Source organism: Nocardia altamirensis NBRC 108246 (assembly GCF_001612685.1).
GTDB lineage: Bacteria > Actinomycetota > Actinomycetes > Mycobacteriales > Mycobacteriaceae > Nocardia > Nocardia altamirensis.
Genome location: NZ_BDAY01000003.1, coordinates 57,645 through 74,528, shown reverse-complemented (window position 1 = coordinate 74,528; position 16,884 = coordinate 57,645). Strand labels below are relative to the sequence as shown.

The 16,884-nt window shown below is 66.0% G+C and carries 13 protein-coding genes; 5 read left to right on the top strand and 8 right to left on the bottom strand.

Annotated features, from left to right (window positions below):
• Nucleotide 1 precedes the first annotated feature (1 nt).
• Nucleotides 2-508, bottom strand: coding sequence for a DUF4254 domain-containing protein (locus tag NA11_RS00790; RefSeq protein WP_084653914.1), 507 nt, complete (start codon nucleotides 506-508; stop codon nucleotides 2-4).
• A 390-nt stretch (nucleotides 509-898) separates the two neighbouring features.
• On the opposite strand from NA11_RS00790, the gene NA11_RS00785 reads away from it, so the two are divergent.
• From NA11_RS00785 to NA11_RS46115, 3 genes are all read left to right on the top strand, one after another.
• Nucleotides 899-1,894, top strand: a complete 996-nt coding sequence (locus NA11_RS00785) for a zinc-binding alcohol dehydrogenase family protein (RefSeq protein WP_069159904.1) — start codon at nucleotides 899-901, stop codon at nucleotides 1,892-1,894.
• Nucleotides 1,895-2,082: 188 nt separating this feature from the next.
• Entirely contained in the window at nucleotides 2,083-3,303 is a 1,221-nt protein-coding gene (locus tag NA11_RS00780; protein ID WP_069159744.1) for a hypothetical protein, read from the top strand.
• Nucleotides 3,304-3,540: 237 nt separating this feature from the next.
• Entirely contained in the window at nucleotides 3,541-4,869 is a 1,329-nt protein-coding gene (locus NA11_RS46115) for a CBU_0592 family membrane protein (protein WP_174567641.1), read from the top strand.
• Nucleotides 4,870-4,889: 20 nt separating this feature from the next.
• On the opposite strand, the gene NA11_RS00770 is transcribed toward NA11_RS46115, so the two are convergent.
• The 6 genes from NA11_RS00770 to NA11_RS43670 all read right to left on the bottom strand — a co-directional run bounded on the left by NA11_RS00770 (nucleotide 4,890) and on the right by NA11_RS43670 (nucleotide 13,529).
• Nucleotides 4,890-7,562: a discoidin domain-containing protein gene (locus NA11_RS00770; protein WP_245745640.1), complete on the bottom strand. Its 2,673-nt coding sequence runs from the start codon at nucleotides 7,560-7,562 to the stop codon at nucleotides 4,890-4,892.
• 152 nt (nucleotides 7,563-7,714) lie between these two features.
• Nucleotides 7,715-8,602 carry a helix-turn-helix domain-containing protein gene (locus NA11_RS00765; RefSeq protein ID WP_369691106.1) on the bottom strand — a complete coding sequence of 296 codons (888 nt, stop codon included), beginning with the start codon at nucleotides 8,600-8,602 and terminating at the stop codon, nucleotides 7,715-7,717.
• Nucleotides 8,603-8,700: 98 nt separating this feature from the next.
• A complete protein-coding gene (locus NA11_RS00760) occupies nucleotides 8,701-9,528 on the bottom strand; it encodes an SAM-dependent methyltransferase (protein WP_069159741.1) in 828 nt (275 codons plus the stop codon).
• A gap of 133 nt (nucleotides 9,529-9,661) precedes the next feature.
• Nucleotides 9,662-12,277 (bottom strand): helix-turn-helix transcriptional regulator, encoded by a 2,616-nt coding sequence (locus NA11_RS00755; protein ID WP_069159740.1) that lies wholly within the window; start codon nucleotides 12,275-12,277, stop codon nucleotides 9,662-9,664.
• Between the two features lie 156 nt (nucleotides 12,278-12,433).
• Entirely contained in the window at nucleotides 12,434-13,033 is a 600-nt protein-coding gene (locus NA11_RS00750) for a dihydrofolate reductase family protein (protein WP_069159739.1), read from the bottom strand.
• 181 nt (nucleotides 13,034-13,214) lie between these two features.
• Complete coding sequence (locus tag NA11_RS43670; RefSeq protein WP_084653854.1) at nucleotides 13,215-13,529, bottom strand: WhiB family transcriptional regulator; 315 nt, start codon at nucleotides 13,527-13,529, stop codon at nucleotides 13,215-13,217.
• A gap of 140 nt (nucleotides 13,530-13,669) precedes the next feature.
• Here NA11_RS43670 and NA11_RS00745 point away from each other — a divergent pair, with 140 nt between their 5' ends.
• Nucleotides 13,670-14,050 (top strand): DUF1707 SHOCT-like domain-containing protein, encoded by a 381-nt coding sequence (locus tag NA11_RS00745; RefSeq protein WP_069159738.1) that lies wholly within the window; start codon nucleotides 13,670-13,672, stop codon nucleotides 14,048-14,050.
• A gap of 41 nt (nucleotides 14,051-14,091) precedes the next feature.
• Here NA11_RS00745 and NA11_RS00740 read toward each other — a convergent pair whose 3' ends face one another.
• On the bottom strand, nucleotides 14,092-15,630 hold the full coding sequence (locus NA11_RS00740) for an amino acid permease (protein ID WP_069159737.1): 1,539 nt from the start codon (nucleotides 15,628-15,630) through the stop codon (nucleotides 14,092-14,094).
• Nucleotides 15,631-15,812: 182 nt separating this feature from the next.
• Here NA11_RS00740 and NA11_RS00735 point away from each other — a divergent pair, with 182 nt between their 5' ends.
• Nucleotides 15,813-16,868: an SPFH domain-containing protein gene (locus NA11_RS00735; RefSeq protein ID WP_069159736.1), complete on the top strand. Its 1,056-nt coding sequence runs from the start codon at nucleotides 15,813-15,815 to the stop codon at nucleotides 16,866-16,868.
• Nucleotides 16,869-16,884 lie beyond the last annotated feature (16 nt).

Sequence of the window (16,884 nt, the reverse complement as noted above, 5' to 3'; positions counted from 1 at the left end):
GTCAGCCGGCGAGGTCACCGCTCATCCGATGGGGCACCGGTAGCCGCCGGTGCCCGGCGACTACCGCGGTCACCAGATCGTTGTAGCCGTCGACGAGTTCGGCGAGGCGATACCACGCCGCGTGCACCTCGGGTGCGCTCGCGTTCGGGTTTCCCGTCAGCACGGCGTCCGCGCGAACCTGCGCGGCCGCCATGCGATCGATGACCGAACCCAATGTTTCGGTGTGCACCGTGCCGCCGCGGCGATGCTGCGGCACGATGCGTTCGATCCACACATCGATGTCGTGCACGAGATCGGCCTGTGCGCCGCGGTGCGCGGCCGCACCGTCCGTGCTCTCGTCACCACGGTGCAGATCGGCGAGCCGAAATGCCAAGCGCGCGAGCGGATGATTGTTGTCGAGTGAGCCGCGGATGGCGTCGAGTAACTCCTCCGCGGACAGCAACGGTTCGATCCGGCCTGCACTCGCGCCCTCCACGACGAGCCGACGGTTCCGTCGCGGAAACACCATGTGCGAATTCTCCATAATATGCACCGCCGATATATGACAGCGGCAAAATACCGCAGCCCATCGCCATTCATCGAAACTCGAATTGTGCCCCGGAAGTCAAAATGAGGAATCGCCAATGATATCCGAGGGTGTCGAGGCCATGAACAGGGACAAACTCAGGATACGTGCCATGTCGAGACCCACTTCCCAGCATTGAGAAAGGCAATCTTCCGATAGATGATCTATCAGCAAGACCGACGCTGACACTGATTCGACGAACCTACCTATGCGCCTAGCGTGCCCACCTAAGAGTCACGCCAGATCGCACAGAAATGGATTCCGATGGGCAACGTCAGCACCTCGAATGAGCTGAACCTATCCGGGCCGCGAATGCCCGGCACACCGACGACGATGCGGGTCTGGCGGGTCACCGAACCTGGACCGCTCGCCGGCAATCCGGTGGCACCGGGTTCCGCGCCGGTCCCCGAGCCGGCCATCGACGAGCTGCTGGTTCGGGTGCTCGCCTGCGGCGTGTGCCGCACCGATCTGCACGTCACCATGGGCGATCTTCCGGTGCACCGCGAGCACGTCATACCCGGCCACGAGGTGATCGGCGAGGTCGTGGCGGGCGGGTCGGCCACCAGCACACCGATCGGTAGCCGGGTCGGCATCTCGTGGCTGCGCCGCACCTGCCGCACCTGCCGGTTCTGTATCACCGGCGCGGAAAACCTCTGCCAGGAATCGGAGTACACCGGCTGGGACAGTGACGGCGGGTTCGCCGAATTCGCGACGGTGCCAGAGGATTTCGCTGTCGCATTGCCGGAGCAGTACTCCGATCTCGAAGCGGCGCCGCTGTTGTGTGCCGGGGTGAGCGCCTACCGGGCGCTCAATCTCGCCGACCTGCCCGAGGGCGGTGTCGTCGGTATCTACGGCTTCGGTGGCAGCGGACATATCGCCGCCCAACTGGCGCTGGCCCGTGGCGCGCGGGTGCACGTGATGACCCGCAGAACCGACGCCATGGAGCTGGCGATCGAGCTCGGCGCCAGCTCGGCGCAAGGTGTCACCGATCCGCCGCCCGAGCCGTTGGACGCGGCCCTGTTGTTCCCGCCGGTCGGCGATCTGATGTTGCCCGCGCTGCAGGCGCTGGTCCCCGGCGGGATCCTGGTGCTGCCCACCATCTACCTGCCCGACATCCCGGCGATGGACTACCACCGCGACCTGTTCTGGGAGAAGCAGATTCGTAGCGTCACCGCCAATACCCTCGACGACGCACGGGAATTCATGGACTATGTCACCGCGCATCCACTGCGCGTGACGGCAAACAAGTACTCCCTCGACGAGGCGGACAAGGCGTTGCGCGACCTCAAGGGTGGCCGGTTCACCGGCGCGGCGGTCCTCGTGCCATGACCCGACGCCCGACGGGGTTCGGCACCGACCGAACCTCGTCGGCCACACCCGACCGACGGGAATCCAGCACACCCAACCCAATTGGCGTCACGGCCTCCCACTGCCGAGAAGACGAGCGCACCCGGCGCGGCGCGCGACAGTAGCATCTGCTGCACTCGAGGGGGCCGCGGACTACCGGGTGAGGATGGTTGCTCAGCCAAGCCAAAGAAGTGCTCGCCCGGATCACCCAGCGCATCGGCGACCGTCTCGCGTGGATCACCGGCTTGGGAGTCAGCCCACGCTATCGGACAGCCGCCGACAAGGTGGTGACGGATCGCCGCGAGTTTATGGCGCACGATCAGCGGTTCGAGCACGCCGACAGGACTCCAGCCGACACCCCCGTGCCACCGTTCGAACGCACCACGACGGCGCCGCGCGGGTTGGCGCCGCCACGCGTATGGACGGTCCGGGAGTACCTACACCGATTCGAGCAACGAACGGGCCGCGAGCCGACTTTCGAAGACATCGACACCATCACCAGCACCGGCTGCCTCGGAGTCGTCAATCACTACCTCGGTTTGACCAAGGGCGAAATGTTGCCGCAGCACAACGCATTCTTCGATCCGACAGCGCACCGAGAGCTCGCCGTTGTCGATAACTTGTTGTTGCAGGATGACAGGGCAACCGCCACGCTTCGCGAGTTGAGAAAGCTGCGGGACGAGGCCGAAAGAAATCATGAGCTACAACAGACCGCGCACACCGGCAACGTTCTCCGCGGCGCCGAGCAGATCCTGAAGAGAGGCGAAAAACTAGCAGAGGCTACCCACGGAAAGATGCCGCAAGAAGTCCGCACGAGATTGCTCGAGCGTCGTGTCGAACTCAGGAGGGAAGGCAACTGGAATACGCTCGAAAGAGTTTCTCAGTACGAGGAAAAATTGATGCACATATTCCGGAATGCCCCCGATGCCGATGCGGTCAAGCGCATGATCGCCGACGACGAAATGCTGTCGCAGATGCCGAGCCTCTGTCGCGATCTGCCGAGCAGTCCCCCTGACCAGTGGAACGTCGTGACGGTGCATCACAAGTTCTGGACCGGACAGAGTGCGACGAGCGACCCGGAAGGTCTCGTCGGCACCCTGGCCCCCAATCCGTTGGCGTTCGAGCCGAACCCCGAGACCTGGCAGGTCGATATGTCGATGGATCGGCAACTGGCCAAGCCGGGCGGAAACTCGAATTTCGATTTCACCTTCCTCGAACCGGAGTCGCAAACCTGGGTCGGTGCGAACAACTCGATCCACCAAGACGACAGTCCGATTCGGGTGCTTCAGTACACGACGGATCAACTGTTGACGCCGCCGCTGCAAGCCCCTTCGCATGACGGCAGTGTCTTCTACATGATCATCACCGATCAGGTGCCCGCGGCGGGTTGACCACTGCCTGACCAGGTAACAGCGCCGGGCACGACTCTGCCTAAGTAGAAACCGACGAGTATGCCCCGCGTCTCCTGATGCGTGGTGCTACCCGGGAGTTGCACGATAACGGCGATCTTGGACCACACATTGACCGACGCCCCAACAGCATTCGTTACCCAGAGTTTCAGATCGACCGAGCTTTGCGTTACCGAGCTGGTGCACCCGGTGCGGCGGCGAGCGACACACGAGGCCACGATGAGTCAAGTCCTGCAAGTTCTCGGCGCACTACTCCTGTTATCCGGATTCATCGCCGCTCAGGCCGGCGTAGTGAAAGACAGTTCTGCTTCGTATCTGACGGCGAACGCCGTCGGCGGCACCGTGCTTGCCGCGCTCGCCTACGCCGGTCGGGATTACGGCTTCCTGCTACTCGAAGGCACCTGGGCAGTGGTGTCGGCGATCTCGCTCTACCGCGCCTTTCCCGCGGGAAAGGCCGCAGCCGCGGACCCGACAGCAGCCTTCTCCACCGCGAAGGCCGCCGACAAGGGTTTGCCGCTGCCCATGTCCCGCAGCGTCCAGCTCAACGGTGACGAGTTGAGCACCGAGCAGCGCCTCGTCCGATACTTCCGCAACTCCTACGCGGGCTCGCAAGGCAGGCAGTGGCTGCAGCCGCACATCCTGTGGTGGTCGCTGGCCTTCCTGCGCGACAACGGTATTCGGATCGACTTCGACACGCTGGTCGCGGCGGGGGAACGGGCGAGGACCATGCCGCTGCCCGCCGGACACACCAAGGTGCACCCCGCCGACCAGGCGGAATTGAACTTCGCCTTCTGGTGGTCGATCCTGATCGACATCGCCCGCGTGGTGTACCGCCCGCAGCGGCGCTTCCTGCCCGGCGTCGCTGTCGAGCTGCCGACCGTCGCCGACCTGCAAAGGCGCGCTTGGGACCTCGGCCTGCGGCCGTGGATGTCCAGTGCCACCACCGAGGAATTGGCCGGGATCGCGCACGCGCTCGCGATCATCGACGACCACGAACGCAAGCGGCCCGCCGACCCCGACCTGATCATGAGCAAAGTGCTGCTGCCCGAACTGCTGCTCGTCGAGTTGCACTGGTTGCACACCCCTGGCGGTCGGGTCCGCGCCGATGGCCTGCCCCGGGTCGACGTCGTACTCCTGCGCCGTTATTCGAGGGCGCAACTCTGGTGGGCCGACGACCGCTACCTCGATCCGCTCGACCACATGTACTTGCGTGCAGGCGACATCCTCAATCATCTCGCCAGGCTGCCGAAAGAATCGCAGACCCCGACCATCCAGTCGATGCTGAGCATGTACGAGGAAGTGCTGATCGCCGATACCAAGGGCACGGTCGACCTGCCGAGTTCCCCGGCACCGGTCGACACCGTCCCGAATCCTTCGACGCAGGTCGACACGATCGCCGGTCCCCCGGCGCAAGTCGATACGATCGCGAGTCGCCCGGCGCAAGTCGATACGATCGCGAGTCGCCCGGCGCAAGTCGATACGATCGCGAGTCGCCCGGCGGGGACCGACACCAGGGTTGTCGCTCCCGCGACCGCGAGCGTGCCGTAGCGAGCGCTGCTCAGCAGAGCTCATTGCTCGCCGCCGATCTCGAGTTCCCGCACTGCGGGGCGAGTCGCCGGGTCCGTCGCCGTGACGTCGAGCTGGACGTAGCGGGTGACGGTCGGCGTCGGCAAGGCGCCGGTCACCTTGTCCACGAGAACCGTTGTCCACGTGCGGTTGTCCCCCGATATCTGCACGGTGGACGAGATCGGTGCGGCGGACGCCCAGTGTGGCAGCACTCGACCGATGCGGGTCGGCCCGCCGAGATCGACGGTGAGGTTGCCTTGCGGCCCGTCCGGCGCCCAACTCGTCGCGGTGCTGCCGTCGATGGCCGCGCCCGGGTAGCTGCCTGCCTCGTCCGAACTGGACGAAACCTGCTTGCAGCGCGCTAGATTGCCGGTGGGCGCGCGGTCAGGACGCCGCGTCGGAACCGTCAGCGACCCGCCCTTGCCTACCTCCTGTACTCCGGCCGGTGTCCGAACCCGCATCGGCGCACCGGTTTTCAGCGTGATCGTGGTGCCGTCGGGGCCGAGCTCTGCGTCGAAAGTCCGCCCATGCCAGTGCAGACCGCGCAGACGCGGTGCGGTGCCGAGTTCGGCAGGCAGGATCGGATCGAGCTCGACCTCATCGGCCCGCCACCGCAGACCGAGCAATCCGTTGGTGACGGCTTGCAGAAACGCACCCGCCGCAGCGGGTCGCCCGTAGGGCGCCCGCACCAGGGGCCGGGCCGCGCGCTCGAGAAACGTGGCCGTCGCACAACCGGGCGCCCCGACCGTCGCCGCGGCGACGGCATGCATCGCATCGGTCGTCGCCGGGCCGTCTGGATCGGTTCGCGCTGCGTAGTATTGCAGCAGATCGGCCGAAACATCCTGGGGCATCGGCCATTCCAGTGGATAGATGAGCAAGACCGCATCCGCCTGCTCGATCGGCGCGCCTTGGTAACCGTCGTACTGCAGGAAGATGTTCCGCGCGGGGTCGAAGGGCATCCGCACGTGGTCGGCGATCGTGCGCCACTCGACGGGGAACCGCTCCCCCAGTGTTTCCGCAGCCTTCGCCGCATTGCGCAAAGCTAGTGCCGCAACCGCATTGGTGTACACGCCGTCGTTGACACCGTTGCTGTTCTCGTCAGGTCCTGCGACATTCTCCACGGAGAAGCTGCCGTCGGGATTCGAGGTGACCCGCGACGCGAAGAACTCCGCGATGCTCTGCATGATCGGCCAGCCCCTGGTCCGCAGCTGATGTTTGTCTCCGGTCGCCAGGTAGTACTGCCAGGCGGCCAGCGAGATGTCGCCTTGCAGATGAACTTGGGTAAGACACCGTGGCGGTTCCCAGCCGCGGCACTCGTCGAGATCGCCGCGACTGCCGCTGGTCAACGGGTAGAGCGCACCACGAAGCCCGAGTCGCCGCGCGTTCGCCTTGGCCGCAGGCAACGTCCGGAAGCGGTATTCCAGCACCGATCTCGCCGACTCCGGCACGAACTGCAGCAGCGCAGGGTGCATCCAGCGCTCGGCGTCGCCACGGATCTGACCCGCGTACTCGTCGCTGCCGAGGCCGACCGGCGAGATGCTGTTATCTTGTCGCACAGCGGTATTGGCGTACAACGAGTACAGCGCGGCGCGCGCCGCACGTTGCAGATCGCCGCGGCCGGGCAGCTCGATATCGCCTGCCCACAGGTCACGCCAGGCGGCCGCGGTGCTCGCGAGCAGCCGGGACCACCCTTTGAACGCCGCCCGCCAGGCCGCGGCGAACGCGGATTCGGCCGGATCCGCTGCCGTCAGCGCGGTGTCGACGCCGACGAATTTGGTGACCTCGTAAGTGTTTCCGGCGACCACCGGGAATCGAGCGGCCTGCGCGACAGTGAGATCACGACCCGGTGCGCTGCGCACCGTCGCCGAGGCGTCGGTGCGCAACACCGACGCGACGGACCCGGCCACCGCGGTGCCCTCGGTGCGGAACCCGACGCGGACGCTGTCGTCGGCGGGCGCGTCGGTGCCTGCGCCGGTGATCCGGCGGGCGCCAGCGCCATCGAGCACATCGGTGACGGTGATGTCGCCGGACCAGTGCGGCACCAGGGTGAGATGGACCGCGCCCGCGTGCTGGTCGGAGCGATCGGTGAGCACCTCGTAGACCAGATCGGTGACCTTGCCGTTCGCCGCGGTCCAGGTGAGGGTGGTGCGCACCAGCCCGCAGCGCAGGTGCATCGTCTGAACGAAATTCGAGATCCGGGTGGTCGCGGTGGTCGCGTCGTACTGCTCGCCGCCGACATCGACCGTGAGCGTCGACCAATTAGGAAGGGCCGCAATGACTTCACGCCCTGCATCGGCCGAGGGCGACACGGCGAACAGTCCGGCGACGAACGCGCCGTCGTAGTGCGGCTGCCCGCTCTTGTCTCCCGTGGCCGCATAGCCCGTCCCGCGCGGCGGGACGCGCAGTCCGAGATATCCGTTGCCCACGAACGGATGTCGGTCGTTCGGCGCGTCGACGTCGATATTCCTCGGCGCCCATTCGGCCGAGGCAGACTGCGCGTCGGCCGGGCACACCGCGTCCGCCGCCTGCGCCGCCGAACCACGGTCGACGACGATCATCGCCACCGCGATCCCCAGCGCGATCACCGCGCCGAGCCCGATACCCGCCACGAGCCTGCGGCCCACTCGCCCGGATCGGGTTGCTGGAGCCGACAACTCGGTTCCTCTCTGCGTCACACCAACCGATTGTACCGCTATTTAACGTCACGTTAGATAGCGGCGCAACCAGCAGCCGGTAAGCCGCCTGAACTACGTTGCTACCGATCGAGCTACCGAGTCAGGCCGCGCGGACAGGACAACGAGCAGCACAGCAGGCGATTGGGCCGACGTCAGTCCTTGGCCAGGTAGTCCGACAGCATCAGCGGGGTCTGCTCATGCGAGGCGGCCGCCACCGACAACCGGCTCGCCACCGCGAGATACGCGTCGAGATCCGCGCGCTTGTCCAGCAACGCACCGTTGGTCAGCTGCGGCACGAAGACGACATCCGTCACCTCCGGCTCCACGAAACGCAAAACCGTGAACGGTCCACCGGCAATGGCGGCCCCACCCGCGTCGTCCGGCAATATCTGGATCGTGACATTCGATTCCGCCACCGCATCCGCGAGGCATTCCAGTTGTGCCTGCCAGGTCTCGGTGTCGCCGAAGGGGAATCGCAATGCCGACTCCGTAACGACGTACCACAGCGAAGGCGGCTGCCGCCGATCGAGAATCTCTTGCCTGCGTAGGCGCAACGTAGCCCTGCGCTCGATCATCTCGTCCGGCTCATCGGGGTGCAGAAACCGCAGCACCGCGCGCGCGTACTCCGGAGTCTGCAAGAGCCCAGGGACAAATCGCGGCTCGAAGCCGCGAATCAATTGGGCGGCCTGTTCGAGCCCGACGAAAGTACCCAGCCAGCGCGGCAGCCAATCGCTGTCGCGCTGCCACCACCCCGAGGCGTTCGCCTGCCTGGCCAACGCCAAGAATTCTTCGCGCTCACCGCGATCGGTGAAACGGTAGAGGGTGAGCAGATCCTCCAGATCACGTTCCCGGAAAGGCACCCGACCGAGCTCGAGCCTGCTGATTTTCGACTCGGACGCCCGGATGGCCTCTCCCGCGTCCTCTCTGCTCACACCGCTGGCTTCGCGCAATCGTCGCAGGCGTGCACCGAGCACCATCCGTAATATGGTTGGCCCGCCACTGGCCATCCCGATCACCGGAATGTCCGGGATTTCGGTCACGTCATTGTCCCTTCGTCCACTCACACCAGGCCGAGCGCCGCGCGGAGTGCTCGGACCGTTGCGCCAACGATATCGGCGTACCCGCCGTGCCATTACGCTTACACGCTCGGTTGCTTGACGCCGACCGCACCGAAAAGGGACGCGGTCCTTGGCGAATCGAGTGCGCCGGGCCGCCATTGCCACGGCCGGACCAGCCCGGGCTCCACCAGGTCGTACCCCTCGAACAGGCTCCGGATCGCACCCTGATCGCGCAGCACCAACGGCACCGTCGCGCCGGCGAACCCGGCGTGCCACCCCTTCTGCTCCTCGCTGGACATGCCGTCGGTGGTGAGATGGGAGAGGGCGATACACGATCCTGGCGCCTGCATATCGCGGAAGGCCGCCACGATCCCGGCCGGGTCGTCCGCGGCGGTCACGAAATGAAATACCGCGATGAACAGCACCGCGACCGGCTCGTCGAAGTCGATCATCTCCAGCGTGGTCGGATGGCCGAGTATCGAGGCGGGATCTCGCATATCCGCGGTGATCACCCGGGTTGTGCCGCTGCGGAGCAATGCTTGACCGTGCGCGGCCACAATCGGATCGATGTCGGCGTAGACGACTCTGGCATCGGGGTCGGCTTCCAGCGCGATCTCGTGCGTATTGCGCACGGTCGGCAAGCCGGAGCCGACATCCAGAAATTGACGGATACCACGTTCCTTCGACAGGTACTCCACCACCCGCCCCAGAAAGCGCCGGTTCTCCATGGCCGTCGAACGCACCTGGGATTCACCGATCAGCCGGTACAGCCGCGCATTCGCCGCGCGGTCGACCTCGAAATGATCCTTTCCACCGAGCGCTTCGTCGTACATGCGCGCGGCGGTCGGCTGACCGAGCGGAATATCGGCGTGCGCGTTGTCGTCGACCGAGTGCGTTTCCTCCGCCATACGTGTTGCCTCTCGATCTCGAATCTTATGTCGCCCAAGGTATTTCGAGTGACTCCGAAAATCGTATCGGCCGGGAAAGGCTACCGCTGTTCCCAGCGGCGGGATTGCTGGTGCGCCGACGACGGCCATGGCGTCACGACACGCGCTGCGCTCGCGCCCGGCGACGTGGTCGCTGCACCGATTCGGCGCGCACCTGATCGACCTTGTCGTCGGGCACCAATCCGATAATCTCGCCGCGCGAGGTGATATTCAGCTTCTGAAATACCGAAACCATCTGGGCGTTGACGGTTTTGAACGAACTTCCGCGCCGCGTTGCGATCGCGGTATTCGTCCAGCCCGCCGCTGCCAGCACCGCGACCTGTTCCTCCGCGAGCGTCAAATCGTCCCAATACGACGGAACATGCTGGCGGGTGGGATGTTCCGGCGGCAGGTCGTCGATCGCCAAGGTGCCGAGCGCGAATCGCGGTAGTTCGTCGGACTCCGCACCGAGCAGCGCGCCCTGTTGCTCGGCTCGGGTATATGCCTCGTGCCCAAGGAAATCGGCCAGTATCTCGATCGCGCTGTGGTGCCGATCGGCGTAGGGGCCGAGGCCCGCGATGTCGATGCCGAGCCGCGCGCGCAGCGTATTGGCTCCACCGATGAGCCGGGCGGCTTCGATGGCCACCTCGACCACATCGCGCTTGCCGCTGCCCACCGTGCGCGCCGAGCTCTCCACCTTGCGCGCCAGCGACCACACCCGCGATTGCACCGCCCACAGCGCGCCCCAGCGATCGCCGGTCGCCACCAGTCGCTGCAACGCCTGCCGCTCGAGTGTCAACGCGCGCACGGAATCTCGATGCCGGGTCAGTGCGCCAGCGGCGATCAGATCGGCGACGGCCATCCCCTCGCGCACGCCCTCGTGGTCGGGTCCGCAATCCGCCTGCTCCTGGCCCGGTTCGGCGGACCCGAGCAGACCGGCCGCCAGCCGCCTGGACAGTTCACTCGCCACCACGCCTGCTCGATCGCCGTCGCGCCGGTACTTGTCCCGCGCCCTGGCGAAGACGATCGCCGCACGGGCGTCTCGACGCGCGAACACAAGCTCTATGCCCCAGGCGAATTCGGCGGGAGCGGGCAGTCCGGCGTCGGTTTCGGGACTACGCCGCCATTCGGCCGTGGCAAGCCCGCATGCCGCGAAGCACTCGTCGAGCAAGGGTGCCGCGATCTGGATGTGGCCCTGGCACAGCGCAAGCCAGGCGACCATCGCCCTGGCCGGGATATCGGGCCGGTCCGGTCGTGGCGGCGTCGCGTCGCCGATCGCGAGCACCCGCTCGATCCGGTCCCGCAGCTCGGCCACCGAATCGCCGAGGAAGACCAAGGGCAGCGGGAACATTGCCGCGACGAGGTCGACCGCGACCGCGCGCTCGCCGGTGTCCGCACCGCTGAGTTCGAGCGCCGCAACGATGTTGTTCCACGCCGGACGCATCCAGTCGTCCCGCGCCACGCGCTCCGCGGGGCCGCCCCAATCGGCCCGCACCCGGATCACGATGTCGCGGTAGTACCGGCGATGCCGTTTCGTCAACCGCGCCAACTCATCCGGCCCGCCGTCCGCCCGCTCGCACAGCGCGCGCCGCGCGAACAACCGGACGCTTTCCACCAGGTAGTACCGCACGCTGGTTTTGGTGATCCGCCGGGAGACCAGCGACCGATCGACGAGACGCGTGAGCAGTCCTTCGATCTCGTCGCGCGCAAGTCGTACCGCGCCGTCGCCGGACCCGTGCTCCTCGTCGACACAGATCGAAAGGATGGCATCCAGATCGGCGCCGCGGCCGACGCGGCGGCCGTCGGATTCCTCGGCGGGATTCAGGTCGAGATCGGCCGCGAAGACCGACATCCGTTCGAGGAGTAGCCGTTCCGGCACCGCACACAGCTCATAAGACCAGCCGATCACGTCGCGAAGCCGCTGGTGCCGCGCTTCGGCGCCGACCCGGGGCCCGTGTGACCAGTCCATCCGCCGATCGGAGTCGGTGCCGCTCAGCTCGCGCAGCACCACCGCCAACGGCTGCCGCAACAGCCGCGCGGCCGCCAGGCGGACGAACAACGGGTGGTTGTGCACCCGGACGCAGATCTGCGCCACCGTGGCGAGCTGATCGCGTTCGCCGACCCGGCAACCCGCGAATTCCGCACGCTCACAGAACAAATCGATGGCCTCCTGCCGAGTCAACGGCGGCACGCTCAGCAGCTGCTCGTCGACCCATTCGATCGGTTCGCGACTCGTCGCGACGATCGTGAGACCAGGCACCGTGTCGAGGAGGTCAGCGATGACCCGGCCCGCGCCATCGATCACATGCTCGCAGTTGTCCATCATCAACAGGATTCGCCGTTCGCCACGCGCGGCGCTCAGCGCCTCCACCGTGGCCTCCCACCCCTCGGCCTCGGAGCCGAGCACCGCCCTGGTGACCTCCGCCGCGATCACGCAGGCTGCGGCGCCTCCCGGCAGGCGCGCCAAGCGCGCCCAGTGCACGACGACCCGATGATTGCGCTGGAAGTCGCCGAGCGCTTCGGCAGCGAGCCTGGTCTTGCCGATACCGCCCGAACCGATCAGCGTGATCAGCCGGGCCGGGCCGAGCAGCAACCGCGCAATCTGGTCCAGCTCCGCAGCGCGTCCGACGAAACCACTCGACGCTGTCGATAAGTGATCAGGTCGGGCCGCCGCTCGCTGTTCGACCAATGGCATCTCGCGCGGTCGTGCGGTACCAGCGAGTTCCAGCATCAGCGTTCCCTCTCGGCAGGCTCTCGTGCACGTGCATATGCTCCTGCATATGCAGGGTATCCGCCGACTGTGACGTAGCACAACAAAACGGGCAACGAAAGTCGTTCGGGGGGGTATACACCAGCCGACAGCAGGCGTCCGCCGCCGCATGACGTGCTAGGACGCGACCGCCGGCATGCATCGGGCGGACACCGGAGTCTGCTGGTAGTGCATCTGGACGACCGCGCTGTCGAAGGTCGCGATGTCCACCAGCTGCAGGCCCGACGTGTCGACGGAGGCCGGGAACAGCGGAACGCCGCCACCGAGCAGCAGCGGATGCACGAACAGCCGGTACTCGTCGATCAGATGGTGCTTCATGAAGGTCGACGCCGTCTCGGCGCCGCCGAACAGCACCATGTTGCGGTCGCTCCGCTCCCGCAGTGCGGTGATCTCCTCGACCAGCGACGTGCCGACTACCCGGGTATTCCAACCCGCGGTGCGCAACGTGCGGGAGAAGACGAGCTTCGGCGTCGACTTCCAACACCGCGCGAATTCGACGTAGAACGGCGAAATGGCGGGATCGGCATCCGCCGTCGGCCAGAAGGCCGCCATGATCTCGTAGGTCCTGCGCCCGTACAAGAACAGGTCCGCGGACCGCAACTCATCCAAGAACGACCCACACAACTCTTCGTCGACCACTGGCCAGTGGATTCCCTCGTCGGGCCCTTCCGCAAAGCCGTCGAGCGACATCTGCATCCACAGTGTCACGTTTCCCATGGCAAACCCCTCTGCCTCCTCGTCGAGATCAAAGTATCGATGGAGGAGGCACGGGCACACATCGGTAGATCCGTCGCCAGATCTACCTAAGCAGGGCGGGACGCATTGCATCAACCTGCTCTACTGAAGAGTACTGTACCACTAAATAGCGGCACATCTAACTATGGATCGCCAAACAAAGCTATGAAGTCGGCGCGGCGCGGCCGGGCGCCGTCCTGCGCCGGTTCCGGTCCCAATAGCGCCGTCGCTCGTCCTCCGACATCCCGCCCCAGATCCCATACGGCTCGCGAGCCGACAGCGCAAACCTGCGGCACTCGTCGCGGACCGGGCACACACCGCAGATGGACTTGGCCCGGCGCACCCGCGCGTGCCTCGACCAACCGCGCTCGCCATCCGGCGAGAAGAACACCGATGAATCAAGACCACGGCAAGACCCATGCAGTTGCCAGTCCCACCGTTCGGTGAGCGAACTGTAGATTCCCCTTGCACTGGTCACGCTACTCCTCGTTCTCTGCGCACCTGCGATTGAGCATAGGATCTCCCCACCATTGGGAGTTCGGCTGCGCGACAGGCCTATTCCCCATTCCTGGAAAGCCAGGATTTCGGGCTCTTACGGCGGGCGAATATTCTTCCGTAATGGTGGAATTGCCAGGAGCCAGGATTACCGCCGATGCGCGCGAGCGCGCATTGCGGGAACTGTCCGCCCATCTCGTCGCAGGCCGCTTGAGCTTGGTCGAGTTCGACGAACGCAGCACGCGCGCGGCCGCGGTCACCACCAAGGCCGAATTGGCCGCGCTCTTCGCCGATCTGCCCGGCCAGACGCCGACCGCGCACGCCATGGCGCCCCGGGATCCGATTTCGACACCTGCGCTGCTCACCGCGGTCGGCGCAACGGCCGTGATTGTCATTGCGCTGCTGACGGGTTACGGGTGGTGGCTGCTCGCCCTCGCCGGCGCGGTGGCGGTCGGCGGCGGCGTCCTCGCGGTGGTGCGCGCGCGAAAATCGTCCGGACAGTAAAGCGTGGCCGCCCCGAATCCGGGGCGGCCACGTTGGATCGGTCAGCGGGTCTCGTCGTCGGATTCGTCGACGAGGACGACGACGGGATTGTCCTTTCGCTCGGGCCGCTCGGCGACGACCGGGAACTGTCCCGTGTAGCCCTCGCGCAGCGTTGCGATGTTCAGCACTCGCTTCCGCGCGAGGAACCAGCCGATGACCAGCGCGGGAGCCGCGCCGAACAGCACGGCGAACACCGCGCCACGCTGCACGGGGTCACTGCTGGTCGCCATCAGCACGACCACAGCGGCCAGGAACACCAGCGTGGCCAGACCCGTATAGGGAGCACCGAACAACCGGAATTTCGGCCGCTCCATCAACCCGGCCTTCGACCGCTGCCACAGCTTCAACTGACAGAGGATGATCACCGCCCAGGCCGCGACCGTGCCGAGCGCGGTCATGTTCAGCACGATCTCGAACGCCTGCTCGGGCACCAGCGCGTTGAGCCCGACGCCGAACAGCGCGATGACACCGGTCAACAGGATGCCGACGTAAGGCACACCGCCGCTGGACATCCGCGATGCCACACCGGGGGCACTGCCGTTGACCGACATCGAGCGCAGGATCCGGCCGGTGGAATACAGGCCAGCGTTCAGACTGGAGAACGCGGCGGTGAGCACGACGAGGTTCATCACCGATCCGGCATTGTCGATGCCGAGTTTGGAGAAGAACGTCACGAACGGGCTCTCCCCCGACTTGAAGGCCGTGTACGGCAGCAGCAGAGCGAGCAGCACAAGCGAGCCGACGTAGAACAACGCGATCCGGGCGATGACCGAGTTGATCGCGCGCGGCATGATCTTCTCGCAGTTCTCCGCCTCACCGGCCGCGGTGCCCACCAATTCGACTCCGGCATAAGCGAAGACGACACCGGTGGTGACGAGCACCAGCGGCAGCAGGCCTGCGGGCAGCAACCCGCCGTTCTCGGAGATCACGCTGAATCCGGTCGTATGCCCGTCGAGGCTGAACCGTCCGCCTAGGAAGATGGTGCCGACGATGAGGAAGGTGATCAACGCGGCGACCTTGATCAGGGCCGCCCAGAATTCCAATTCACCGAACCAGCGCACCGAGATCAGATTCAGGCCGACCACCAAGGCGAGGGCCACCAGGGCGATGAGCCACTGTGGTAATACTTCGAAGGCGTGCCAGTAGTGCATATAGGTGGCAATGGCGGTGATGTCGACAATGCCGGTCATGCACCAGTGAAAGAAATAGATCCAGCCGACGGAGAACGCGAGCTTTTCGCCGTAGAACTCGCGCGCATAGGAGACGAACGAACCCGAAGACGGGCGATGCAGGACCAATTCGCCGAGCGCGCGCAAGACGAAGAACACGAAGATGCCACAGACCGCGTACACCAGGAACAGGCCCGGCCCGGCGTTCGCGAGCCGACCGCCCGCACCGAGGAACAACCCGGTGCCGATCGCACCACCGATCGCGATCATCTGCAGCTGACGCGGGCGTAGCGCCTTGTGATACCCCTCGTCTTCGGCGTTTAACCCGTAGGCGGGCGCGGACGGTTCCGCGGGTGGTCGAGTGGTGGTCATGGGATGCCCTCTCCGGTGACGACGATCATATCGACACTTAATGTACCGTCACTTGACGGTACGTTCAATACGGTGTCTTCCAGGCGTGGGATGACGGAACTTCCTGGCCAGGGGGTGACCTCGGTTGAGCGAGCCGCCCAATATCGGTACGCTCAACGGGTATCTGCGCAGATGGAGCTGCTATGGCTTGGTTCGATCGAGAGTTCATCGCCGTCCCGGACGGCAACAAGAACCAGCTGGTCTACAAGTGGCCGGATGTGAACATCCGCCGCTACTCCCGCGCCATGGTCAACGCCGACGAGATCGCGCTGTTCGTCAAGTCGGGACACGTGGTCGCCACCATGGGACCGGGCAGACACCGGGTCGACGCGAACGAACTTCCGGTGCTCGGCGCGCTGGTGGACGGGCTGACCGGCGGCAACTTCTATCGCGCCGAGCTGTACTTCGTGACCACCAGGGAGACCACCGGCATCAAATTCGGTGGGCGACTGGCCGACATCACCGATCCGGTCAGTCAGCAGGTGGTGACGCTGCGCGTCTTCGGCGAGTTCGCGCTGTCGGTGCGCGACCCCGCCGAACTCATCACCGCCCTGGTCGGCACGACCGATCTCGCCGCCCCGGCGGTGGTGGAGAACTGGTCAGCGGACCTGCTCCTCAAATCGATGAAGGTGGCGGTCACCCAGGGTATTTCCCGCGGCGACTGGCCGGTGCTCGGCCTCGCCGGTGAGCTGGAGCCGATCGAGTCCGCGGTGCTGCGGCAGACGAATATCGCCCTGTACGAGTACGGCCTGCGTATCCCACGGCTCGGCAACTTCGACATCACGCTCGCCCCGGAAGACGCCGAGCGGCTCAAACGACTGGCAAAGGACACCACCTACATCCGGCTGGCCGGTGATTTCCAGCGCTACGCGGCGGGCGAGCTCGCACTGGGCGCGAGCGAGGGCTTCGCACGGGGCGGCACCGGCGGCGAGGGCGGGTTCCTCGGTGCAGCCTTGGGCATCAACGCGATTCAGCAGCACACCGGGAACAACAACACGCCAGCGCCTGCGTTACCCGTTGCGGCGCAGACAATCTGCGCCGGTTGCCGGACCCCGAATCCGGCAGGCGCCCGGTTCTGCATGCACTGCGGCACGCCAGTCGCTGCCAGCGCAACACCACGGTGCCGCACTTGCGACGCGGAATTGACCGCCACCGCGAAGTTCTGCGGCGCGTGCGGAACCCCAACGGCGGCAGGCTGACCCGCCGCCGTATCGG